Source organism: Micromonospora matsumotoense (genome assembly GCF_900091525.1).
Classification (GTDB): Bacteria; Actinomycetota; Actinomycetes; order Mycobacteriales; family Micromonosporaceae; genus Micromonospora; species Micromonospora matsumotoensis.
In genome coordinates this window covers 17,244-39,368 of the sequence record NZ_FMCU01000012.1, presented here as the reverse complement: position 1 = coordinate 39,368, position 22,125 = coordinate 17,244, and the positions used below count along the sequence as shown (strand labels likewise).

Sequence of the window (22,125 nt, the reverse complement as noted above, 5' to 3'; positions counted from 1 at the left end):
GAGGGCCGGCCCGGAGATCCGGGCCGGCCCTCGCCGTGTCGTTCGACGGTCGCTGTCGCCTCACGCCAGGTCGTTCCGTTGCGCTCGTCGCGCGTTTCCCCTGGCCGGCGGCGGCCCCGCCGGGTGATGGGCCGGTGGCACCCCGGCCGGGTGGGTGGTGAAGCGGCCGGGCCGCCGCCGGTCAGCGGGCGATCTCGGTGACCCGGGACTCGCGGACCACGGTCACCCGGATCTGCCCCGGGTAGGTCAGCTCCTCCTCGATCTGCTTCGCCACGTCCCGGGCGAGGACCGCCGCGCCGATGTCGTCGACGTCGTCCGGCTTGACCATCACCCGGATCTCCCGGCCCGCCTGCATGGCGAAGACCTTCTCCACGCCGATCTTGCCGGCCGCGATCTCCTCGATCCGTTCCAGCCGCTTGACGTACGCCTCCAGGCTCTCCCGCCGGGCCCCCGGCCGCCCGCCCGAGCAGGCGTCGGACGCCTGGGTGAGGACCGCCTCGATGGTCTGCGGCGGCACCTCGTTGTGGTGCGCCTCGATGGCGTGCACCACGTCCTCGCTCTCGCCGTACTTGCGGGCCAGGTCGGCGCCGATGATGGCGTGGCTGCCCTCCACCTCGTGGGTGAGCGCCTTGCCGATGTCGTGCAGGAACGCCGACCGCTTGATCGTCGGCACGTCCAGCCGCAGCTCGGCGGCCATGATCCCGGCGATGTGCGCGGTCTCCACCAGGTGCTTGAGCACGTTCTGCCCGTACGACGTGCGGTAGCGCAGCCGACCGAGCAGGGTGACCAGCTCGGGGTGGATCTCGGTGATGCCCACCTCCACCAGCGCGTCCTCGGCGGCCCGGTGGCACAGCTCCTCCACCTCCTGCCGGGCCAGGTCGTGCACCTCCTCGATCCGGTGCGGGTGGATGCGCCCGTCGAGGACCAGCTTCTCCAGGGTGAGCCGACCCACCTCGCGGCGGACCGGGTCGAAGCAGGAGAGCAGCACCGCCTCCGGGGTGTCGTCGATGATCAGGTTGACCCCGGTCACCGACTCGAAGGCGCGGATGTTGCGCCCCTCCCGGCCGATGATCCGCCCCTTCATCTCGTCCCCCGGCAGGTGCAGGACGCTGACCACGCTCTCCGCGGTCTGCTCGCTGGCCACCCGCTGGATGGCGTCCACCACGATGTGCCGGGCGCGCTGCTCGGCAGTGTTGCGGGCGTCGGACTCGATGTCCCGCACCAGCAGGGCCGCCTCCCGCTTGGCCTGGGTCTCGATCACCTCGATCAGCTCGGTGCGGGCCGAGTCGGCGGTCAGTCCGGCGACGCGTTCCAGCTCCCGACGGCGCTGCTCCTCGGCCACGCTCAGCGCGGCCTCCCGGGCGCTGATCGCCGCCTCCCGCTCGGCCAGCGCGGCGCTGGCGGCGGTGAGCTGCCGCTCGCGTTCGGCCAGCCGCTCCACCTCCTCGGTGTGCAGCCGTTCCCGCTCGTCCATCCGGGCGGCCCGGCGTTCCACCTCGGCCGCCTGTTCCCGCGTGGTCGCGGCGAGCACCGCCACCTCACGCTCACCGCTGCGCCGGGCGCTGGCCCGCAACTGCTCGGCGTCCGCCTCGGCCTGCTTGTGGGCGCGTTCCAGGACGGTGTCCGCCTCGGCGCGGGCGTCGTCGAGGACCCGGCGGGCCTCCGCCCGGGCCGACTTCGCCTCCGCCTTGGCCCCGGCCGCCTCGGCACGGGCTGCGGAGGCGGCGGACTTCGCCACGTCGATGGTGCTGTTCACCTCGTCGGCGGCGGTCCGCAGGGCGGCCAGCGACTGTTCCTGGCGGTCCTTCTCGGCGATGAAGGCGGGGTCCTCCGGGGCCGGGGCGGCACCGATGCGGCGCAGCGCCCGTACGCCGATCAGGACGGCGCCGACCACGACCAGGGCGAGGACCCCGACAACGACCAGGAGCACCACGTCGAAGGCGTTCATGCCGATGTCCCGTCACCGGGGCCGGTGGGCCGCCACACCGCGTCGGCGCACCCGCGCTCGCCACCGCCTTCTGGGGACCCCCGGTCCCTGTGCCGACCCACCGCCATGGTCGTGCCTCCCCAAACGTCTACGCCGCAGGGGCACCGTGCCGATGGGCACGCACCTCTGCGGCTCTGGACGCCCGACCGAGCGGCTGGCCGTGGGGATAGCTCTCCGTCGGCGGTGCCCATGCGGCATCGCCGACAGCCGGGTGCAGTTGTCGGGTCGGCTCCGGACCGGCTGTCCGGAGCGACCGTCAAGGCCGGTGGAGCTGGCCAAAGTGATGCGGTTCTGTTACGAGATCTATGTTGTGCGCTTAGCCTGCGCTGGTCGGGCAAAGTGAGCCTGTATGGCGAGGCTAGGTCTCGGAAGGCCGATCGGTCAAGAACTCATGATCAAACCCCCCGAACGGAGAGAGTTGACAACGTCACCCATTGGTGATCCAAATCCGGACACCACGCCATAAAAAGTTTATTCTTCCGCCCGACCGGTCCGCTTCAGCTCCCTGCGCGGGCCGCACCGGCCGGCAGGATCAGCGCCCGACGGCAGCGAGGCGGGGCGGCAGGGTCAGCCGACACCCCACGCGCAGGCGCACGTCACCAGCGCGACGTTGTCGGGGGCGGGTGAGCCGTCCGGGAGGTGCAGGGTGTCCTCCAGGCCGATCCGGGTGTCCAGACCCCGGCGAACCGCCTCGGCACCATCCTCGTGCGCGTTCACCGAGGCGAAGTCCGGCAGCACCGACCAGGCGCGTACGGCGGCCACCCGGTCGGCCGGGTCGGGCGCGATCCATGCGCCGGTGCTCACCCCCACCGGCAGGCCGGGCCGGACGGCGCGGATGGCGGTCACCGCCCCGGCGATCACCGGCGGCGCCAGCGACTCGGCACCGTCGGCGTCCCGTGGGTGTACGTGCACCGCCGCCACTCCCCGCGCGGCGCAGCGGACCGCGTCAGCGGCCAGCTCGGCGGCGGTCAGCGGCACGGCGGGGTGCTCGGCACGCGAGCGGGTGCCGTTGAGGGACGCCTTCCACACGCCCGGTCAGCCCCGCTCGCCCTCGGCCTCGGCCAGGGCGTCGGCGTCGATCTGCTCGGCGAACTCGGCGGCCTCGGCGCTCTGGGCGGCGAGGGCGTCCTTCACCGCCCGGATCGCCACCCCGGGTGGATAGCCCTTGCGGGCCAGCATGCCGACCAGCCGGCGGAACACCGCGTCGGGCTCGCCCCGGGCGGTGCGCAACTTCCGGTCGACCAGGGTCCGGGCGGTCTCCGCCTCGGTCTCCTCGTCCAGCTCACCGAGCGCTTCGCTGGCCACCTCGCCGTCCACGCCACGCTGGCGCAGCTCGTTGGCGAGCGCCCGGCGGGCCAACCCGCGACCGTTGTGCCGGCTGGAGACCCAGGCCCGCGCGAAGGCCGCGTCGTCGATGATGCCGACCTCGTCGTAGCGGTCGAGCACCTGGGCGGACACCTCGTCGGAGATGCCCTTCTTGGCCAACGACCCGGCCAGCTCGGCCCGGGTGCGCGGACGCACCGCGAGCTGCCGCAGGCAGATCTCCCGGGCCATCTCGCTCTCGTCGCGGGGCGTCGACTCGACCGGGGTCGGCCCGGTCCCGTCGGGCCGCCCCCGGCGACCCCGCCGAGGCCTGGTGCCTTCGGCCCAGGGCGGGCCGGGGTCGGCCCCGACCGGGTCGTCGGCATCCGCCCGGGATGAGTGGTCGGCATCCGCGCGGGGAGGGGCGGCATCCCAGCCCCGCCCCGTGCGGGCGCGTCGTCCTGCCATTCGACCGCGACCGGTCAGAAGTCGACAGGCGGCAGCTCAGGGCCACCGGCGGCGTCACCCGCGCCGACCCCGACGCCGAGCTTCTCCAGGATCTTCTTCTCGATCTCGGCGGCCACGTCCGGGTTCTCCTTGAGGAACTCCCGGGCCTTCTCCTTGCCCTGGCCGAGCTGGTCACCGTCGTAGGTGTACCAAGCGCCGGACTTGCGGATGATCGCCTGCTCCACGCCGACGTCGATCAGCGAGCCCTCGCGGGAGATGCCCTTGCCGTACATGATGTCGAACTCGGCCTGCTTGAACGGCGCGGCGACCTTGTTCTTGACGACCTTGACCCGGGTGCGGTTACCGACCACGTCGGTGCCGTCCTTGAGGCTCTCGATGCGGCGCACGTCGAGCCGGACCGAGGCGTAGAACTTCAGCGCCCGACCACCGGTGGTCGTCTCGGGCGAGCCGAACATGACGCCGATCTTCTCGCGGAGCTGGTTGATGAAGATCGCCGTGGTGCCGGTGTTGTTGAGCACGCCGGTGATCTTCCGCAGCGCCTGGCTCATCAGCCGGGCCTGGAGACCGACGTGGCTGTCGCCCATCTCGCCCTCGATCTCGGCGCGCGGCACCAGGGCCGCCACCGAGTCGATCACGATGATGTCGATCGCGCCGGAGCGGACCAGCATGTCGACGATCTCCAGCGCCTGCTCGCCGGTGTCCGGCTGGGAGACCAGCAGGGCGTCGGTGTCGACGCCGAGCGCCTTCGCGTAGTCGGGGTCGAGCGCGTGCTCGGCGTCGACGAAGGCGGCGATGCCGCCGGCCCGCTGGGCGTTGGCCACCGCGTGCAGGGCGACCGTGGTCTTACCGCTGGACTCGGGGCCGTAGATCTCGACGACCCGGCCCCGGGGCAGGCCACCCACCCCGAGCGCCACGTCGAGCGCGATGGACCCGGTCGTGATCACCGACGTCTGGATGACCGGGCGCTCGCCCAGCCGCATCACCGACCCTTTACCGAACTGCTTATCGATCTGAGCGAGAGCAAGGTCGAGTGCCTTCTCCCGGTCGGGCCCTGCGGCCATGTTTGCCACCCCTGCCTTCGCCGGCGTCTTTCCTGAGCTTCGCGTCACGCGGACACGCTAGGCGCTAGGTCCGACAGAAAACCAGCCGACGGGCCGTGAGCTGTGGACGAGCACCCCGCTGTGGACAATAGCCGAACAGGTGTACGAGCCGGCAAGCGACACGCAGAAGTGCCGAAACGGCAGCTCAACGTAGCCGTGCGGGCACCCGGTCGGGGTATGCGGCGACCACCGCCCGCCACACGACGTGGGTCTGCTCACCAGCGGCGAGCGCCTGCGTGATGGTCCGCCCGTCGAGTTGGGAGAGCACCTGGTCGCTGGCGATGCTGGCCGCGTAACCCGGCCCGAAAGCCTCGTCCAGCCGGGTCCAGAAGTCGGTCAGCCGCACGTGATCACTCCTCCTCGTCGGGTGCCGTCGGTGGCACCCGACGCAACGCTAGCGCCACCAGCGGCACCACCGCGATCGCCGCCAGCAGGGTGAGGGTCGGATAACCCGCCAGCCGCATGACGAACCCGCTGGCCGCCGCCGCGCCCGCCCCGGCCAGCCCCATCGTCAGGTCGGACAGCCCCTGCACGCTGGGGCGCACCCCGGACGGGACCGCCTCGGACAGCAGCGTCGAACCGGCCACCATGGTCGCCGACCAGCCCAGCCCGAGCAGGGCCAGGCCGACCGAGAGGCGCGGCGTGTGGTGCCCGGCGGTGCCGGCCACCGCGCAGGCGGCCAGCAGCATGCCGACCCCACCGAGGATCACCGCGCGACGGCCCAGCCGGTCGGTGAGCCAGCCCACCACCGGGGAGAGGGCGTACATGCCGGCGATGTGCAGGCTCAACACGATGCCGACGACCCGCAGCACGTCCGCGTCGGAGTGCGACTCGCCGAGGCGTACCGGAGTCATCGCCATCACCGCGACCATCACCAGGTGGCCGACCGCGACGGCGGCGATGCCCAGTCGGGCGCCCGGTCGCCCACGGACCACCCGCCAGGCCGCCCGCATGCCGACCCGCCGCGCGCCCGGCGCGGTGTCCGTCACCGGCGACGCGGCGGCCCCGGCCACCGGCGGTGTCCCGGCGTCGGCCGCCGCGAGCCGCCGCGCGGTGAGCAGCGGATCGGGCCGCAACAGCAGCAGCAGTACGACCGCAGCCACGCCGAACGCGACGGCGCTGAACGCGAACGGGCCGGACAGCGACGGCAGGCCCCAGCCTCGGGTGAACCCGTCGGCGAGCGCGGCGAAGTTGGGTGCCGCCACCGCGCCGATGGTGGTGGCCCAGACGACCAGGGAGAGTTGCCGGCCCCGGCGGGCCGGCTCGGCGAGGTCCACCGCCGTGTAGCGGGCCTGGAGGTTGGCCGCCGTGCCCCCGCCGAACAGCAGCATCCCCAGGAAGAGCAGCGGCACCCCACCGGTGACCGTGGCGAGCACCACCAGCAGCGCCCCGACCGCCCCGATCAGGTACGCCACCACCAGCCCCGGGCGACGCCCGTGCCCGTTCATGATCCGGGTGACCGGTACGGCGAGCAGCGCCGCGCCGACCACCCCGCAGCTCTGCGCCAGCCCGGCCACGGCGGTGCCGGCGACCCGGGCCGCCAGCAACGCCCCGACCGAGATCCCGATGGCCACCCCGACCCCACCGATGATCTGCGTGACGAAGAGCAACCGCAGCGTGCGCCGCTGGATCGGGGCGACGTCGGGCCGGGCCGGCGCGCGCAGGTCGACGGTCATCGCACGCTCCTGGTTCGGGGGGCCCATCGTCGCGCAGCCGGTCCGCCGCCCGCACCGGGGTTACCGGTCGGTGCGCGGCGGGGTGTGGTCGGGAACGCCCCGTCCCGTTCCCCGTGCCGCCGTGCCGGGACCCGCACCCGGTCAGCCGGCCAGGGCGCGGGCGGCCACGGTGAGGTCGTCGACCAGCCCCCGGTAGGCGACGTCCTGGTTGTCGGCGCGCAGCACCGCCGACGGGTGGATGGTGGCCAGCACCCGGGCGGCGGGCGCGTCGGCGACCGGGCCGGCGTCGTCCACCCGGGGGAAGTCCTCCGGGTGCTCGGCGGCGGCCGGCCAGGGCAGCAACTCGCCGCGCTGCCGGGTGACCCGGAACGCCGGGCCGAGCAGGGCCTTCGCCGCCGTCGCGCCGAGCACCACCACCAGTTCGGGGCGGAGCCGGGCGAACTCGGCGACCAGCCACGGCCGGCAGGCGACGATGTGCACCCGATCCGGGGTCTGGTGGATGCGCCGGCGGCCGCGAAGCTCGTGTCGGAAGTGCTTCACCGCGTTGGTGATGTAGAGGTGGGCCGGGTCGAGACCGGCGTCGTCGACCGCCCGGCGCAGCAGCCGGCCGGCGGGGCCGACGAAGGGCAGCCCGTGCTGGTCCTCCAGGTCGCCGGGCTGTTCGCCGACGAAGACCACCCGGGCGCGTTCGTCGCCCCGGCCGAAGACGGTCTGGGTGGCGTCCCGGTACAGCTCGCAGCCCCGGCAGCCGGTGGCGGCGGTACGCAGCTCGGCCAGTGTGCCGGCCTGTGGCGGGATGAACTGCTGGGCACCGGGTGGGTCGGTCTGCTCGGCCATGGCGACTGTTCTACCCGGTCCCACGAGACACCCCACAAGGGACCCGCCGGTCCTCTTCCCATCCAGGAGCATCAGGCGTGGCCGGCGACCCCGCCTCCGGAGAGGCGCTGGGCCGGTTACCGGATTGTCCGGTTACAGCTTCTCGTTCACCTCAAGCAGGTGAGGTCGCTTCTCGACGATCCACGCCTCTACATCGGACTTCAACCAGATCTGACCCATCTTGAGAACAGCTGCCGGAGGCGGGAAGTCCCTGCGGCTGATCAGGATGTAGGTGCGCTGCCTTGAGACTCCCAGGCGTTCCTGGATCTCGGCAGCTCCCCAGACCTCAAGCTGCGTGCCTCTGAGCAGTGCCATAGCGGAAAGCGTAGGTCCGATTTAGGTTGTTACGAGTAATACTATATTGCTTATATAGCTCCAATTGAGTTGGGTTATAGTTGGACGATTGTCAACCACGCGAGTGCCTGGGAGAGCGTATGTCTCGCTGGAAGTGGTTCCATCGGCCCACTGAACCCGTTGACGTCGTACAGCAGGCCGTGCCCCTGCCTGCGACTGCGACATCCGGGCGGAACGGCCCCTTCGCCACCCGCCCGGCGGTGCCACATCAGATGACTTCGGAGACCAGGTGGGGCACCCGCAATGCCCGAAAGCTCCACCGGGGGTCCTGGCCGGATGCCTGAGCAGCGATCCGCCGAGCCGCCGTTCGCCGTGCTCATGGCCGGCTACGTCGTCGACTTCCACCATCGCAACGCCTGCTCCCGCTGCCAGCCGGACGGCTCGTGCGCCCGCCTGGTCGACGCGGGCGAGACGCTGCGCGCCTGGCGGGACCGGGAGCGCCGGTGAAGGCCGGCGATCTGGTGTACGTAACCAGGGCCGCCAGCGTGCAGTTTCTCCGGCCCATCCGGTTCCGGGTGATCCGGGTGCTCGACTGGCCCACGTACGACGGATGGGTCTGGTTAGAGGGATACCAGCTGAACGCGGCCGGGGATGCGGTCTCCCGCCGGAGGATCTTCGTGCAGCCGGCGGGGTTGACCACGCCACCCGCTCCCGTCCCCGCACAGCCCGGCAGGAGAAGGCAGACGGACCGGGTCAGGCGGTGAAGCCGATCGGGTCGGTGGGGCGGACCGCCGCCGCCACCGCGTCGGCCAGCGGACCGAGGTCGGCGTCGTCGAGCGAGCTGACCGTGATCCGTACGGCGGGCGGGGCGCCGATCCGGTAGAGGCCGCCGGGGGCGACCGACCAGCCGGCGTCGCGCAGGGCGGTGACCGTGGTGGTTTCGTCGGGCACCGGCAGCCAGACGTTGATGCCGCTGCGGCCGTGCCCCACCAGGCCCCGGTCTGCGAGCGCGGCGAGCAGGCCGGAGCGGCGGCTGTCGTACGCGTCGGCGGCCCGGTCGATCAGGGTCGTGGTGCCCGGATCACGCCAGAGCGACAGGACGAGTCGTTGCAGGACGGTGGAGACCCAGCCGGCGCCCACCCTGGCCCGGCCGGCCACCCGGGAGACCGTCACCTCGTCACCGGCCAGCACCGCGAGCCGCAGGTCAGGACCGAAGGGCTTGCTCGTCGAGCGGACGAACGCCCAGGTCGGGGTGGCCCCGGCCAGCGGGTGCAGGGGCAGGCGGGACAGTTCGGCGGCGTGATCGTCCTCGATCAACAGCAGGTCGGACCGGCCGGCGAGCAGTGCCCGCAGGGCTTGGGCCCGATCGGCGGAGATGGCGGCGCCGGTCGGATTCTGCGCCCGACTGGTGACCACCATCGCCCGTACCCCCAGGATCAGCGCATCCCGGACCCCGGCGACGGTCGGCCCGTCGTCGTCGACCGGGACGCCGACCGGCCGCAGGCCGAGCGCGGCGACCAGGTCGAACAGGTTGGCCCAGCCCGGATCCTCTACCCCGACCGCGTCGCCGGGCCGCAGCTGGCTGGCGAGCAGCCGCTCGATGCCGTCGAGCGCTCCCCCGGTGACGGTCAGCTCGTCGGCGGGCACCCCGTCGGCGGCGAGCCGGGAACGGGCGGCCTCCGCCAGTGCGGGGTGCACGCCGGTCGAGGCGTAACCGGCGGGCGGGCCGATGTCGGCGGCGAGCGCGGCCAGATGCGGGCCGAGCGGCGGCAGCAGCCGGAGGTCGGGCTGACCCTGGGACAGGTCGCGGGTGCCGGGGGCGGGCGCGGGATGCCGGGCGGCGCGGCGGGGGGCGACCGGGGGCCGGGGCCGCACCCGGGTGCCGTGCCGGCCGGCGGTGACGACCAGACCCCGCTGGCGCAGCTCCTGGTAGGCGCGGGCGACGGTGGCCGGGCTGACCGCCAGCGTGGTGGCCAGGGAGCGGACCGGCGGCAACGCGTCGCCGGCCGCGAGCACCCCGGTGCGGATGCCGGTTTCCACACTCGCCGAGATCGCGGCGGACGTGGAACCGAGGATCTGATAATGTGCTGCCACAGTTCCAGGATCGTACTAGAACAAAGGCGGGATGTCACATGTACGCGCCGACCGCACGCACCACCGCCAGCCGCACCCGGGGCCGGATGAGCTACGACCGGGCCGCCGCCCACGCCGTGCTCGACGAGGCGTACCACTGCGTGCTGGGGTTCGTGGTGGACGGCGAGCCACGGCTGCTGCCCACCCTGCACGTCCGGGTCGGTGACACCCTCTACCTGCACGGGTCGACCGGCAGCCGGCCGCTGCTCGCCGCCCGGGGCGACGCCGGGCTGCCCGTCTGCGTCACGGTGACCCTGCTCGACGGCCTGATCTATGCCCGCTCGCAGTTCCACCACAGCGCCAACTACCGGTCGGTCGTCGCGCACGGCACCGCCCACCTGGTCACCGACGACGACGACAAGCGCGCCGCGATGACCGCCCTGGTGGAAAAGGTCGGGGTGGGTCGGGCCGCCGACAGCCGCCCACCGAGCCGTCGGGAGTTGGCCGAGACGGCCGTCCTGGCCCTGCCGCTGCGCGAGGTGTCGGTGCGTGCCCGCACCGGCGGGGTCCGCGACGAACCGGCCGATCTCGACCTGCCGCACTGGGCCGGGGTGGTGCCGCTCCGGCTGGCCGCCGGCCCGCCCGAGCCGGACGCCGGGGTGGTCGCGCCGGTCCCGGCCTACCTGCCCGGCACCGGCTCGCCGGGGCCGGACTCCGGCGGGTCACCGGCACCGGTTTCCGCCGGCCTGCCGGCGCCGGATTCCGGTGGGTCACCGTGGCGGGAGCCGGTGCCGCTGCACGGCGCGCACGTGCTGCTGGAGCCGTTGGCCCCGGCGCACGCCGACGAGTTGTTCGCCGCCACCGCCGAGCCGGAGGTCTGGGCCCACCTGGGCCACCCGTTGCCCGCCGACCCGGCCGCGATGCGGGTGGTCGTCGCCGCCGCGTTGGCCGCCCGGCACGACGGCGAGCGGGTGCCCTGGGTGCAGCGCTGCGCCCGGACGGGAGCGGTCGTGGGCACCACCTCCTACTACGAGATCGACCCGGAGCGGCGCAGCGTCGCGATCGGCTACACCTGGCTCGGCCGACCCTGGTGGCGCAGCGGCATCAACACCGAGGCCAAGCTGCTGCTGCTCGGCCGGGCGTTCGACACGCTGGGTGCGGTGCGGGTGGTCTGGCACACCGACATCCGCAACACCCGCTCCCAGGCGGCGATCGCCCGGCTCGGCGCGACCCGGGAAGGCGTGCTGCGCATGCACCGACAGCGTCCGGACGGCTCCTGGCGCGACACCGTGCAGTACGCGATGACCGTCGATGAGTGGCCGAACGCACAGGCCAGGCTGCGGGAAAGGCTTCGCAGTACGCCACCGGCGGGGCGAGGATGACGGGCGTGCTGGGCATCACCGACATCTGGACGTACGTGTTGGGCACCGTGGCGATCATTCTGCTGCCGGGGCCGAATTCCCTCTTCGTGCTCTCCACCGCCGCCAAGCGGGGGGTAGCCGTCGGTTACCGGGCGGCGGGTGGGGTGTTCCTCGGCGACGCGGTGCTGATGCTCCTCTCCGCCGCCGGGGTGGCGTCGCTCCTCAAGGCGTATCCACCACTCTTCCTCGTGATCAAGTACGCCGGCGCGGCCTACCTCGGGTACGTGGGGCTGACCATGCTGCGCGGAGCCTGGCGACGGTGGCGCGATCGCCACGACCCGGCGACGCCCCGGCTGATCGACGCGGCCGAGCCGGCGGCGCTGCGCAGCCCGTTCCGCAAGGCGCTGGTGATCAGCCTGCTCAACCCCAAGGCGATCCTCTTCTTCATCTCGTTCTTCATCCAGTTCGTCGACCCCGGCTACGCCTGGCCGGCGCTGTCGTTCCTGTTGCTCGGGCTGATCGCCCAGGTGACCAGCGTGCTCTACCTGACCGCGCTGATCTTCGCGGGCACCTTCCTGGCCGCCCAGTTCCGGCAGCGCCGCCGGTTGGCCGCAGGAGCCACCACCGGTGTCGCGGTGCTCTTCCTGGGCTTCGGCATCAAGCTCGCCACCGCCTCGGTCTGACGCACCCGTCCTCGCCGACGGGCGGACGATCGACCGGCGACATCCCGCCGGTCGCGCACCCTCGTCGCCACCGACACCTCTGCCGGCAGGGCCAGCGGCCCGCAACATCCCGCCGGTCAGGTGCCGTCGCCGCCACCGCCACCACCGATGCCACCGCCGCCACCGGCACCACCCAGTCCGTAACCGGGTCGCACCGGCGCGTCCGGCGGCCGGCTGACATGGGCCGACTCGGTGATCCGGGCCGACCAGTGTGCGTTCGAGGCCGCCGCCGCATGCCGGTTGATCGCCGCCCGCAGCCAGCCGTCCACGACGGAGACCCAGTCCTGTTGATCGGCACCGGTGTGCCAGATCCGGAACCGGCTGATGCTCTGGTGGCTGATGCCGGTCAGCGAGAGTCGCCGGTCCATCCAGAGCAGCACCTCCAGGCCGGCGGAATTGGTCACGAAGATCAGCTCCAGTTCGGTGATCGGTCCGGCGTACAGCGGGGCGACCCAGTAGCCGAGGCGTTCGTGCACCGGCAGGCTCTGCGCGACCCCCGGTAGCCGGCTCGACACCAGGCCCACCTGCCGCAGGACGAAACCGAGGGTGTCCAGCGCCGCGAGCACATGCTGCTGGGTGGGGAGCGGGTGGACGAAGATCGGCACCATCGCGCCCTGCTCCCGCTCCGGGTCCACCGACACCTCGGTACGCAGCCCGGTGCGCAGGCTCATCAACGGCACCCCGCCGAAGATCGTCACCGGGGTCTCCCACGGCAGGGGTACGGCGAAGTCGATGGCCCGCCGCCGCCCGGCCGGTACGACGAACCGGCCCCCCACCGTCACCTGGTGGTACTGCACGAGGCTGCGGGGTGCCCGGGGGTCCTCCGGTTCGGCGGTCGCCACCAGCCCGAGCCGTACGTGCCGGACCGGCACGTCCTGCGACCCGGCGCTGAGCATCACCCGCCCCGGCAGCCGCAGCCCTGGACGGGTGCTCGGATTGGTCAGGGTGGTGCTCACCGACAATCCGGTCGCACCGGACTCCCGGGACACCCCGGTCAACCGCATCCCACCCCTCCCCCTGACTGGCGGACCGTGACCGAGGAACGACCTGGCCGACCAATGGGCGGATTCCCGCTGTCCGGCCCGGCACTCCTCGACCGCCTCCAGACCAGCACCCGGCCCGTCCGAGAAGCCAGCCGACGCTCGGGGCGGTGGTTGATCGACTCAGTGGGGGTGATATTGCGGTGTTCGCCGCACATCGATGCCGCCACATCGACCCAGATGAGTCGATCTCCACGACACGGGCCGGCCGAGGGACACGGGCCGGCCGAGGGACACGGGCCGGCCGAGGGACACGGGCCGGCCGAGGGACACGGGCCGGCCGCCGGGTCGGGGAGACCCGGCGGCCGGTCGGTGGATCGGGAAGCCCCTGGCCGGTCAGGGGGCGGGGCTCCCGCGTCGGTCAGCGCAGGCGGCGACCCCGGGGAATCGGGTCGGTCTCGTCGTCGAACTCGCCGATGACCTCCTCGAGCAGGTCCTCCAGCGCTACGAAACCGATCGGCCGGGTGGGCCCGCCGCCGTTGCGTACCAGCGCCAACTGGGCCTGGTCGGCGCGCATCGCGGCGACCGCCTCGGTGACCGAGGAGGTGGCCGGCAGGGTGAACGACCGGCTCATCAGCTCGGCGGCGGTGGCCGCCCGACCGGTGGTGACCGCGCGGACCGCCTCCCGGACGTGCACCAGCCCGCACACCTCGCCACCGCCGTCGAGGACGGCGAGCCGGGATCGGCCGCTGTCCCGGCTGACCTGTTCGATCCGCTCGGCGGTGTCGTCCCGGTGGACCGTGACGATCTGGTCGAAGGGTTCCATCACCTGGGCGACGGTGGTGCCCTGCAATTCCAGCATGCTGGTCAGCATCTGGTGCTGCTCGGCACCGAGCAGCCCGTGCTCGCGGGACTGCTCCAGCAGGATGCGCAGTTCGTCCGGTCCGTGGACCTGGGCGAGCTGATCCTGCTGCTGCACCCCGACCAGCCGCAGCATCGCGTTGGCCAGGGCGTTGAGCAGGGACAACACCGGCCGGGCGACCCGGGCGAAGGCCCGGAACGGCAGCGCCAGCAGCGTCGCCGAGCGCTCGGCGTCGGTGATCGCCCACGACTTCGGGGCCATCTCGCCGACCACCAGGTGCAGGAACGTCACCAGCCCCAACGCGAAGATCAACGCGATGATGTGGCTGGCTGCCGCCGGCAGCCCGACGGCGTGCAGCAACGGGCTGAGCAGGTGCTCGATCGCCGGTTCGGCCAACGCGCCCAGGCCCAGCGTGCACAGGGTGATGCCGAGCTGCGCGCCGGCCAGCATCAGGGAGAGTTCGCGTACCCCGTCCAGGGCGGCACGGGCCGCCCGGCCACCACCGGCGGCGGTCTGTTCCAACCGGTAGCGCTTGGACGCCACCAGGGCGAACTCGGCGGCCACGAAGAAGCCGTTGAGCGCGAGCAGCAGCACCGAGACCAGCAGTGCGACGACGGGGCTCATGACCGCTCCTCCCGGCCCCGGGAGGAGCGCACGTCCGCACCCGGGCCGGTGGCGCGGGCATTCGTACCACCGCGTCGGTCGCGTCCGGTGCCGGTGGCGCGGACGTTCGCGCGGCGGCGCTGGTCGCCCCCGCCGCGGGTGGTCGGGGGCTGCGCGCCCGCGTCCTCGGCGTCGGCCATGGTGAGCCGGACGGAGTCGGCCACGTGCCGGTCCACCGCGAGCACCTCGATCAGGGCCTTCGGCCGTTCCGCCGGCTCATCGCCGTCGGCCGGCAGGACGACCTCCAGCCGGTCACCGACCTCGGGCACCCGGCCCAGCTCCCGCATGACCAGCCCGGAGACGGTGTCGTACTCCGGGGCCTCGGGCAGCGAGATGCCGGTGCTGTCGGCGACCTCGTCGATGCGCCAGCGGGCCGGCACCACCCAGGAACCGTCCTCCTGCCGGGCCGGGGCCCGGTCGGGCGGGTCGTCCTCGTCGCGGATCGGCCCGACCAGTTCCTCGGCGATGTCCTCCAGGGTGATCACGCCGGCGAAGCCGCCGTACTCGTCGACCACGCAGGCGAGCTGCCGGTGCCCGGACCGGAGCCGGTCCAGCACCGTGGGCAGCGGCAACGTCTCCGGCACCAGCAGCGGCGGTACGGCCACCGCGCTGACCGGGGTGGTGGCCCGTTCGGCCGGCGGCACCCCGAGCACGTCGGCGATGCCGATCACGCCGACCAGGTCGTCGACGCCCTCGGCACCGCGTACCGGGAAGCGGGAGTGGCCGGTGTCGAGCAGCTCGACCACCCGGCTGACCGGCTCGTGCGACCGGATGGTGTGCACGTCGACCCGGGGGACCATGGCCTCCCCGGCGGTCAGCTCCCGGAAGTCGAGACCCCGGTCGAGCAGGTCGGACATCTCGGCGTCGAGGCGCCCCTCCTCCCGGGACTCGGCGATGATCTGCTCCAGGTCGGCCGGGGTGGCGCCGCTGGGCAGCTCCTCGATCGGCTCGATGCCGATCCGGCGCAGCAGCCGCACTGCCGCCCGGTCGAAGAGCGTGATCAGGGGTCCGGCCACCTTCAGGTAGATCAGGGTGGACCGGCTCAGCGCCCGGGCCAACGCCTCGGGCCGGGCGATGGCCAGGTTCTTGGGGGCCAGCTCGCCGAGGACCATCTGCACGACGGTGGCGATGAGCAGGGCCAGCGCCACCGACAACGGCAGGCTGATGCCGGTGGAGACGCCGACGCCACCGAGCAGCTCGGCCAGCCCGGCACCGAGGTAGGGCTCGGCGGCGTAGCCGACCAGCAGGGCGGTCACGGTGATGCCGAGTTGCGCCCCGGAGAGCATGAACGACAACCGGCCGGTGACCTCCAGGGCGCGGGCGGCCTTGGCGTCGCCGTCGTCGGCGAGCTGCTTGAGCTTGCCCCGGTCCACGGCGACGTAGCCGAACTCCTGGGCCACGAAGTAGCCGGTGGCGGCGGTGAGGACGATGATGAGTGCGAGGCCGACGACGATCAACACGGGTCGCTCAGGGCTCCCGTGGACGTCGGGGCGGGGGATTGCCGGGCACGACCCGGCTGGCTACTGCTGCCCTCCTGGGCAGAAGAGTCGATCATCCGGCAATTCTATCGGCGCTCGCTGCAAGCCCGCTGAGGGTGGGCACAAAGTTCCTGCTCCTCCCGTTGTCCGCCGCGTCACCCCGCTATTCGCCGGGCCCGGACCGGGAACCACCGCGCCGCTGCTCGCCACGCTCAGGCCGGGAGCCATCGCGCTCAGGCCGGGAATCACCCTCCTCGGGCCGGTGTTCGGCCAGCTCGTCGACATCGAGCAGGCTGCGGTCGACCCGACCCGACCGGTAGGCGGCCCGGCCGATCATCTGGGCGGCGACCGGGGCGGTGGCCAGCTGGAAGACCCCGACCAGCACGATCATGCCCAGATCGGCGGCGGTACGCAGCCGCAGCGCCAGCCCGACCAGCAGGAGCAGCACGCCGAGCACCTGGGGTTTGGTGGCGGCGTGCATCCGGTCCAGCACGTCCGGAAAACGCAGCACGCCGATCCCGGCGGCGAGACTGAGCAACGCCCCGGACACCAGGGCGACGGCGGCCAGCCAGTCGACCACCGTACCCACGCTCACGACTCCTCCCGGGCGGCGAAGCGGACCAGGGCGACCGAGCCGACGAAGCCGAGCAGGGAGAGCACCACCAGCACCGGCAAGGTGGTCGCGTGCCGGTTCACCGCGGCCTCCGCGCCGACCGCGCCGAGCATGGCGGCGAGCAGCAGGTCCGCGGCGATGACCCGGTCGAGCAGCGACGGGCCCCGGTAGATCCGGGCCAGCGCCAGCAGCGCGGTGGTCGACAGCAGCACGGTCAGGACGATGGCGAGGACGACGGTCACGGTGCCTCCGTGGGTGCGGTGGTGAGCTGCCGCAGCTCGGCCTCGGAGCCGACGGCCCGGACGATGCGTTCCTCGACGGCGAGGATCCGGTCCCGGCTGCCGGTGAGGTCGGCCGGTGAGCGCACGTCGAGCACGTGCACGTAGAGGACGCCGGCCTCCCGGTCCACCTCGACGATCAGGGTGCCCGGCACCAGGGAGATCAACTCGGCGGTGAGCGCCAGGTTCAGGTCGGTGCGGACCCGCAGCGGCACTCCGATGATCGCGCCGCGCGGGCGGAAGCCGGGGCGCACGGCGATGGCGGCGACGTGGATGCTGGCGCTGACCAGTTCGGTCACGAAGGTGCCGGCCAGCACCAGCACCGCCCGGGGCCGCAGCCGGCCGCCGAAGGAGACCGACGGGAGCGGGAAGAACAGCAGCACCGCCCCGCCGACCAACAGGCCGGTGAGGACGTTGGCCGGGGAGAAGTGACCCCAGAGCAGGTTCCAGACCACGACCAGCCAGCCGAGGGCGATGAGCTGGTCCCGGCGGCGTCCGGCGGGTCGCGGCGACGACGCGCCGGTCACGGCGGGCCGCCGGGCAGGACGGCCCGCACGTACGGGGTGCGCAGCCGCAGGTCGGTGGCGGCGTCGGCGGTGACCTGGAACAGCGGGCCGGCGGCGACGGTGAGGGCCAGCCCCAGCACCACCAGGGCGGTGGTGGCCCCGACCATCAGCCCGGGGAGCCGGGTGACCGGTTCGGCGGTGGCCAACTGCGGGGCCCGCCAGAACGCGATGTTCCACACCCGGGAGGCGGCGTAGAGGGTGAGCAGGCTGGTCGCCGTGCCGGCGACGACCAGCACCCAGGGCAGCGGGCCGCCCTGTGCCACCCCGGCCTGGAGCAGGCCGACCTTGCCGAGGAAGCCGGAGAACGGTGGGATGCCGGCCAGGTTCATCGCGGGGACGAAGAAGAGCACCGCCAGCAGCGGGGTGACCCGGGCCAGCCCGCCGAGCCGGCGCAGGTCGGTGCTGCCGGCCCGCTCCTCGACCAGGCCGGCGACCAGGAACAGCGTGGTCTGGATGGTGATGTGGTGCACCACGTAGAAGATCGCGCCGGAGAGCGCGGCGGTGGTGCTCAACGCCACCCCGAAGATCATGTAGCCGATGTGGCTGACCAGGGTGAACGAGAACAGCCGCTTCATGTCCGACTGGGCCACCGCGCCGAGCACGCCGACCACCATGGTCAACCCGGCCACCACCATCAGCAGGTTGGCCACCTGGCCGCCGGGGAAGAGCAACGTCTCGGTCCGGATGATCGCATAGACGCCGACCTTGGTGAGCAGGCCGGCGAAGACCGCGGTGACCGGTGCCGGGGCGGTGGGGTAGCTGTCCGGCAGCCACGCGGAGAGCGGAAAGACCGCCGCCTTGATGCCGAAGGCGAGCAGCAACATCAACTGCAACGCCAGGCGTACGCCGTCGGGCAGCGCGTCGAGTCGGCCGGCGAGCTGCGCCAGGTTGAGGGTGCCGGTGGCCGCGTACACCAGCCCCACCCCGGCCAGGAAGATCATCGAGGAGAGGATGCCGACCACCACGTACGTCGAGCCGGTGCGGAGCCGGGCCTCGGTGCCACCCAGGGTGATCAGCACGAAGCTCGCCGCGAGCAGGATCTCGAACCCGACGAAGAGGTTGAACAGGTCACCGGCGAGGAACGCGTTGCAGATCCCGGCGGTCAGCACCAGGTAGGTCGGGTGATAGATGCTCACCGGCGCGGACTCGCTGGTCTCGGCGCGGCCCTGCCCGATCGAGTAGACCAGCACGCAGAGCGTGACCGCCGACGAGACCACCAGCATCAGCGCGGCGAGCTGGTCGGCGACCAGCACGATGCCGACCGGCGCGGGCCAGCCCCCCACCTCGGTCACCACCGGCCCGTCCCGGTGGGCCCGCACCAGCAGCAGCACCGCGACGACCAGGTTGGTGCCGAGCGCGACCACGCTGACGGCACGTTGCAGCCGGGGCCGGTTGACCAGGATCAGGGTGAGGGCGGCCCCGAGCAGCGGCACCACCACCGGCAGCGGGAGGAGCTGGTTCACCGGGTACCCCCCGACCGGCGTGGCCGCTGCGGCGGCTCGGGGTCCACCTGTTCCGGGTCGTCACCGGGCCCCTCGCCGCCGAGGTCGGCGTTGGCCACCTCGTTGCGCGCGGCGAGCGCGACGATCTGCTGGTCCTCCACGTCGTCCTGGACCTCGTCGTCGCCGCCGAGGTACCAGCTGCGGTAGGCCACGGCGGCGAGGAAGGCGGTCAGCCCGAAGGTGATCACGATGGCGGTGAGCACCATCGCCTGCGGCAGCGGGTCGCTCATCTCCTCGTCCGGGCCGGCGCCGACCACCGGCGCCCCACCGGAACGGCCACCGACCAGGATGAGCAGGTTCACCCCGTTGCCGAACAGGATCACGCCGAGCAGGATCCGGGTGAGGCTGCGCTCCAGCAGCAGGGTCACCCCGGTGGCGGTGAGCACGCCCACCGCGATCACCAGTACCAGCGTCGGACCCACCCCGCCGTCCCTCACCGCCGGTCCCCCTCGTGGTCGACGACGAGCCCCCGGTCGGACTTGCCGGCCGCCTCGATGTGCCGGTCGATCTCGGCACCGAGACTGCGCAGGATGTCCAGCATCAACCCCACCACGATCAGATAGACGCCGATGTCGAAGAAGAGCGAGGTGACCAGGTACGGTCCGCCGAGGCCAGGCAGCGGCAGGTCGATCTTGAAGCTCTCCAGCACGGTCCCGGCGGCCAGCAGGGAGAGCACGCCACCGCCGACGGAGATCGCCAGGCCTGCGCCGAGCACCGTGCCCGCCCCGACCGGGGCCGCCTCGGCCAGTTCGTAACGGCCGCCGGCCAGGTAGCGCACGGCCAGCGCCAGGCTCGCCACCAGCCCACCGGCGAAGCCGCCGCCGGGCGCGTTGTGGCCGGAGAAGAGCAGGAACAGCGAGAAGAGCACGATGGTGTGGAAGAGCAGCCGGGTCACCACCTCGAAGACGATGGACCGGCGTCGCGCGTGCAGGGTCGCCCCGCCGCGCAACCAGACCGGCCGGTCGTCGCGCCGGGGCGAGGCGGGTTCGACCCGGCGGGGACGGGGCCCGGTGCGGGACCGCTCGAAGATCAGGCTGGCCACCCCGGTGGCGGTCACCACCAGCACCGAGATCTCGCCCATGGTGTCCCAGGCCCGGATGTCCACCAGGGTCACGTTGACCACGTTGCGTCCGTACCCCTCGGCGACGGCGAGCGCCGGGAACGCGGTGGAGATGGGCACCGCGGTCCGGGCCCCGGAGGCGACCAGCGCCAGCCCCGCCAGTACCACGCCCACGGCGACGCCGAGCACCCGGCGGGCCCACCGGCTGCGGCGCAGCGGCCGGGCGGAGAACCGCTCCGGCAGCCGCCGCAGCACCAGGACGAAGACGGCGATGGTGGAGGTCTCCACCAGGAACTGGGTCAGCGCCAGGTCGGGCGCGCCGTGCAGCACGAACAGCATCGCGGTGCCGTAACCGGTCACCCCGACCAGCAGCATCGCGGTCAACCGCCGTCGGGCGTTCACCGCGAAGACCGCCGCGACCCCGATGACCAGCCCGACCACCAGTTGCAGCGGGCTGTCCCAGAACGCGATCCGGGTCTGCCACGGGCTCGTGCTGACCAGGGCGGTGCCGGGCACCAGCACCAGGGCCAGCAGGATGGTGCCGAGATACAGCGGCAGTGAGCCCCGTTGGGTGGCGCCGGTGACCTCGATGGCCAGCCGGTCGAAGTGGTGGGTGGCCCACTCGTACCCCTGGTTTCCGGTGAACGGCAGCCGCCACCGGGCCAGCGTCGGGGCGAGCGGGCCGCGCACCGCGTGCAGCACGGCCCCGCCGGCCAGCGCCAGCGCGGAGAGGCCGAGGGCGGGGGTGAGGCCGTGCCAGAGGGCGAGCTTCTCGTGCGGCGGGCCGAAGAGTTCCGCGTACGGGCCGAGCAGGCCGTCGATCCCGGCGGCGGCCGGGCCGGCGACCAGCCCGGCCAGCGCGAGCAGGGCCGGTGGGGCGAGCATCGGCAGCGGGAGCGGCCCCGGCTCGGCGGCGGCGACGCCGGGGCGGGTGGCGAAGGCACCCCAGAGGAAGCGGATGCTGTAGGCGACGGTGAGCACCGTGCCCAGGACCAGGCCGACGAGCAGCACCGGCCGGTCGGCCTGGGCGGCGAGGACCGCCTCCTTGGCCACGAAGCCGAGCAGCGGCGGCACGCCCGCCATCGAGGCGGCGGCGAGCGTGGCGACGACCGCCAGCACCGGTGCCCGACGACCGAGACCGGAGAGTTCCCGCAGGTCACGGGTGCCGACTTCATGGTCGATGAGGCCGACCACGAGGAACAGCGCCGCCTTGAACAGGGCGTGGGCGAGCAGCATCGCGACCCCGGCGAGTGCGGCGTCCGCGCTGCCCGTGCCGATCATCACGGTCAGCAGGCCGAGTTGGCTGACCGTGCCGTAGGCCAGCAGCAGCTTGAGGTCGCACTGGCGCAGCGCCGCCCAGCCGCCGACGAGCATGGTGACCAGGCCGAGGGTGAGCAGCACGGGACGCCACGGGCCGACGTCGGCGAGCACCGGGGCGAGCAGACCGATCAGGTAGACGCCGGCCTTGACCATCGCCGCAGCGTGCAGGTAGGCGCTGACCGGGGTGGGCGCGGCCATCGCCACCGGCAGCCAGCCGTTGAACGGCACGATCGCCGACTTGGCCAGCGCGCCGGCCAGGATCAGCAGCACCGCGGCGACCAGTGTCCCGCCGCCGGGCAGCGGTGCGGCGGCGATCTCCGACCAGTGGTAGGTGCCGGCGTGCCCACCGAGGATCAGGAAGCCGAGGAGCATGGCCAACCCGCCCAGCGTGGTGACGGTCAGCGCCTGGGCCGCCGCCCACCGGCTGGCGCGGCGCTCGGTGCTGTGCCCGATGAGCAGGTAGGAGAAGACGGTGGTGAGTTCCCAGAAGACGTAGAGCAGCAGCAGGTCGTCGGCGAGGACCAGGCCGAGCATCGCGCCGGCGAAGGCGACCAGCACGGCGACGAACCGGGGCAGGCCCGCCGCGTCGGCCGCGAAGTACCGGCCGCAGTAGACCAGCACCAGCGCGCCGACCCCGCCGACCAGCAGGGTCATCAGCCAGGACAGCGTCGTCATCCGCAACGCCACGTCGAGGTCCAGCTGACCGATCCAGTGGTACGTCTCGACGACCGCGCCGCCGTCGCGGACCGTCCGGGTGCGGGTCAGCGCCCAGCCGAACGCGGCGGCGGGCACCAACGCGAGCGGATAGCAGGCGCGCGGACCCCACCACCGGACCAGCAGTGGCGCGAGGAGCGCCGCCAGCAGGTGGAGGAGCAGCAGTACGAGCACGCGTCCTCCCGTCGAACTGGCGGCGCGCACCGGGCGAATTGTTCCGGTCCGCACCG

The 22,125-nt window shown here is 73.0% G+C and carries 21 protein-coding genes and 1 pseudogene; 4 read left to right on the top strand and 18 right to left on the bottom strand.

Features of this window, described 5'->3' with window-relative positions; genetic code table 11:
• Positions 1 to 181: 181 nt before the first annotated feature.
• The 8 genes from rny to GA0070216_RS22035 all read right to left on the bottom strand — a co-directional run bounded on the left by rny (position 182) and on the right by GA0070216_RS22035 (position 7,724).
• A complete protein-coding gene (gene rny / locus GA0070216_RS22070; RefSeq protein WP_091249497.1) occupies positions 182 to 1,948 on the bottom strand; it encodes a ribonuclease Y in 1,767 nt (588 codons plus the stop codon).
• A 606-nt stretch (positions 1,949 to 2,554) separates the two neighbouring features.
• Entirely contained in the window at positions 2,555 to 3,016 is a 462-nt protein-coding gene (locus GA0070216_RS22065) for a 3-keto-5-aminohexanoate cleavage protein (RefSeq protein WP_091249489.1), read from the bottom strand.
• 6 nt (positions 3,017 to 3,022) lie between these two features.
• Positions 3,023 to 3,757: a regulatory protein RecX gene (locus GA0070216_RS22060; protein WP_091249486.1), complete on the bottom strand. Its 735-nt coding sequence runs from the start codon at positions 3,755 to 3,757 to the stop codon at positions 3,023 to 3,025.
• A 14-nt stretch (positions 3,758 to 3,771) separates the two neighbouring features.
• Positions 3,772 to 4,818, bottom strand: coding sequence for a recombinase RecA (gene recA, locus GA0070216_RS22055; protein ID WP_091249483.1), 1,047 nt, complete (start codon positions 4,816 to 4,818; stop codon positions 3,772 to 3,774).
• Between the two features lie 184 nt (positions 4,819 to 5,002).
• Positions 5,003 to 5,203 carry a DUF3046 domain-containing protein gene (locus GA0070216_RS22050; RefSeq protein WP_091249479.1) on the bottom strand — a complete coding sequence of 67 codons (201 nt, stop codon included), beginning with the start codon at positions 5,201 to 5,203 and terminating at the stop codon, positions 5,003 to 5,005.
• 4 nt (positions 5,204 to 5,207) lie between these two features.
• Positions 5,208 to 6,533 carry an MFS transporter gene (locus GA0070216_RS22045; protein WP_091249476.1) on the bottom strand — a complete coding sequence of 442 codons (1,326 nt, stop codon included), beginning with the start codon at positions 6,531 to 6,533 and terminating at the stop codon, positions 5,208 to 5,210.
• A gap of 141 nt (positions 6,534 to 6,674) precedes the next feature.
• Positions 6,675 to 7,370, bottom strand: a complete 696-nt coding sequence (locus tag GA0070216_RS22040; protein WP_091249473.1) for a UdgX family uracil-DNA binding protein — start codon at positions 7,368 to 7,370, stop codon at positions 6,675 to 6,677.
• Between the two features lie 132 nt (positions 7,371 to 7,502).
• Positions 7,503 to 7,724, bottom strand: a complete 222-nt coding sequence (locus tag GA0070216_RS22035; RefSeq protein ID WP_091249470.1) for a helix-turn-helix transcriptional regulator — start codon at positions 7,722 to 7,724, stop codon at positions 7,503 to 7,505.
• Positions 7,725 to 8,039: 315 nt separating this feature from the next.
• Between GA0070216_RS22035 and GA0070216_RS34650 the strand changes: the two genes are divergently transcribed.
• Together GA0070216_RS34650 and GA0070216_RS22030 are read left to right on the top strand one after the other, a co-directional pair.
• Positions 8,040 to 8,210, top strand: a complete 171-nt coding sequence (locus GA0070216_RS34650; protein ID WP_176739079.1) for a hypothetical protein — start codon at positions 8,040 to 8,042, stop codon at positions 8,208 to 8,210.
• Positions 8,207 to 8,467 (top strand): hypothetical protein, encoded by a 261-nt coding sequence (locus tag GA0070216_RS22030; RefSeq protein WP_091249467.1) that lies wholly within the window; start codon positions 8,207 to 8,209, stop codon positions 8,465 to 8,467. The genes GA0070216_RS34650 and GA0070216_RS22030 overlap by 4 nt, the downstream gene beginning before the upstream one ends.
• Here GA0070216_RS22030 and GA0070216_RS22025 read toward each other — a convergent pair.
• On the bottom strand, positions 8,457 to 9,797 hold the full coding sequence (locus GA0070216_RS22025; protein ID WP_091249464.1) for an aminotransferase class I/II-fold pyridoxal phosphate-dependent enzyme: 1,341 nt from the start codon (positions 9,795 to 9,797) through the stop codon (positions 8,457 to 8,459). The genes GA0070216_RS22030 and GA0070216_RS22025 overlap by 11 nt on opposite strands.
• A 38-nt stretch (positions 9,798 to 9,835) precedes the next feature.
• Here GA0070216_RS22025 and GA0070216_RS22020 point away from each other — a divergent pair, with 38 nt between their 5' ends.
• Positions 9,836 to 11,158, top strand: a complete 1,323-nt coding sequence (locus tag GA0070216_RS22020) for a bifunctional pyridoxamine 5'-phosphate oxidase family protein/GNAT family N-acetyltransferase (protein ID WP_091249461.1) — start codon at positions 9,836 to 9,838, stop codon at positions 11,156 to 11,158.
• Positions 11,155 to 11,820: a leucine efflux protein LeuE gene (gene leuE, locus GA0070216_RS22015; RefSeq protein ID WP_091249458.1), complete on the top strand. Its 666-nt coding sequence runs from the start codon at positions 11,155 to 11,157 to the stop codon at positions 11,818 to 11,820. Before GA0070216_RS22020 ends, leuE begins: the two co-directional genes overlap by 4 nt.
• Before the next feature lie 116 nt (positions 11,821 to 11,936).
• Here leuE and GA0070216_RS22010 read toward each other — a convergent pair whose 3' ends face one another.
• The 9 genes and pseudogenes from GA0070216_RS22010 to GA0070216_RS21970 all read right to left on the bottom strand — a co-directional run bounded on the left by GA0070216_RS22010 (position 11,937) and on the right by GA0070216_RS21970 (position 22,069).
• Positions 11,937 to 12,863 (bottom strand): sporulation protein, encoded by a 927-nt coding sequence (locus GA0070216_RS22010; RefSeq protein WP_091249455.1) that lies wholly within the window; start codon positions 12,861 to 12,863, stop codon positions 11,937 to 11,939.
• Between the two features lie 397 nt (positions 12,864 to 13,260).
• A complete protein-coding gene (locus GA0070216_RS22005) occupies positions 13,261 to 14,325 on the bottom strand; it encodes a hemolysin family protein (protein WP_091249453.1) in 1,065 nt (354 codons plus the stop codon).
• 164 nt (positions 14,326 to 14,489) lie between these two features.
• A pseudogene (locus GA0070216_RS22000) lies at positions 14,490 to 15,824 on the bottom strand (hemolysin family protein); the annotation flags it as partial.
• Between the two features lie 181 nt (positions 15,825 to 16,005).
• Positions 16,006 to 16,437, bottom strand: a complete 432-nt coding sequence (mnhG, locus tag GA0070216_RS21995; RefSeq protein WP_245722639.1) for a monovalent cation/H(+) antiporter subunit G — start codon at positions 16,435 to 16,437, stop codon at positions 16,006 to 16,008.
• Positions 16,434 to 16,697: a monovalent cation/H+ antiporter complex subunit F gene (locus GA0070216_RS21990; RefSeq protein WP_091249448.1), complete on the bottom strand. Its 264-nt coding sequence runs from the start codon at positions 16,695 to 16,697 to the stop codon at positions 16,434 to 16,436. Before GA0070216_RS21990 ends, mnhG begins: the two co-directional genes overlap by 4 nt.
• A complete protein-coding gene (locus tag GA0070216_RS21985; protein WP_091249446.1) occupies positions 16,694 to 17,260 on the bottom strand; it encodes a Na+/H+ antiporter subunit E in 567 nt (188 codons plus the stop codon). The genes GA0070216_RS21990 and GA0070216_RS21985 overlap by 4 nt, the downstream gene beginning before the upstream one ends.
• Positions 17,257 to 18,762, bottom strand: coding sequence for a Na+/H+ antiporter subunit D (locus tag GA0070216_RS21980; RefSeq protein ID WP_091249443.1), 1,506 nt, complete (start codon positions 18,760 to 18,762; stop codon positions 17,257 to 17,259). The genes GA0070216_RS21985 and GA0070216_RS21980 overlap by 4 nt, the downstream gene beginning before the upstream one ends.
• A complete protein-coding gene (locus GA0070216_RS21975) occupies positions 18,759 to 19,223 on the bottom strand; it encodes a Na(+)/H(+) antiporter subunit C (RefSeq protein WP_245722638.1) in 465 nt (154 codons plus the stop codon). Before GA0070216_RS21975 ends, GA0070216_RS21980 begins: the two co-directional genes overlap by 4 nt.
• 11 nt (positions 19,224 to 19,234) lie before the next feature.
• Positions 19,235 to 22,069, bottom strand: a complete 2,835-nt coding sequence (locus GA0070216_RS21970; protein WP_091249437.1) for a Na+/H+ antiporter subunit A — start codon at positions 22,067 to 22,069, stop codon at positions 19,235 to 19,237.
• Between the last annotated feature and the right edge of the window lie 56 nt (positions 22,070 to 22,125).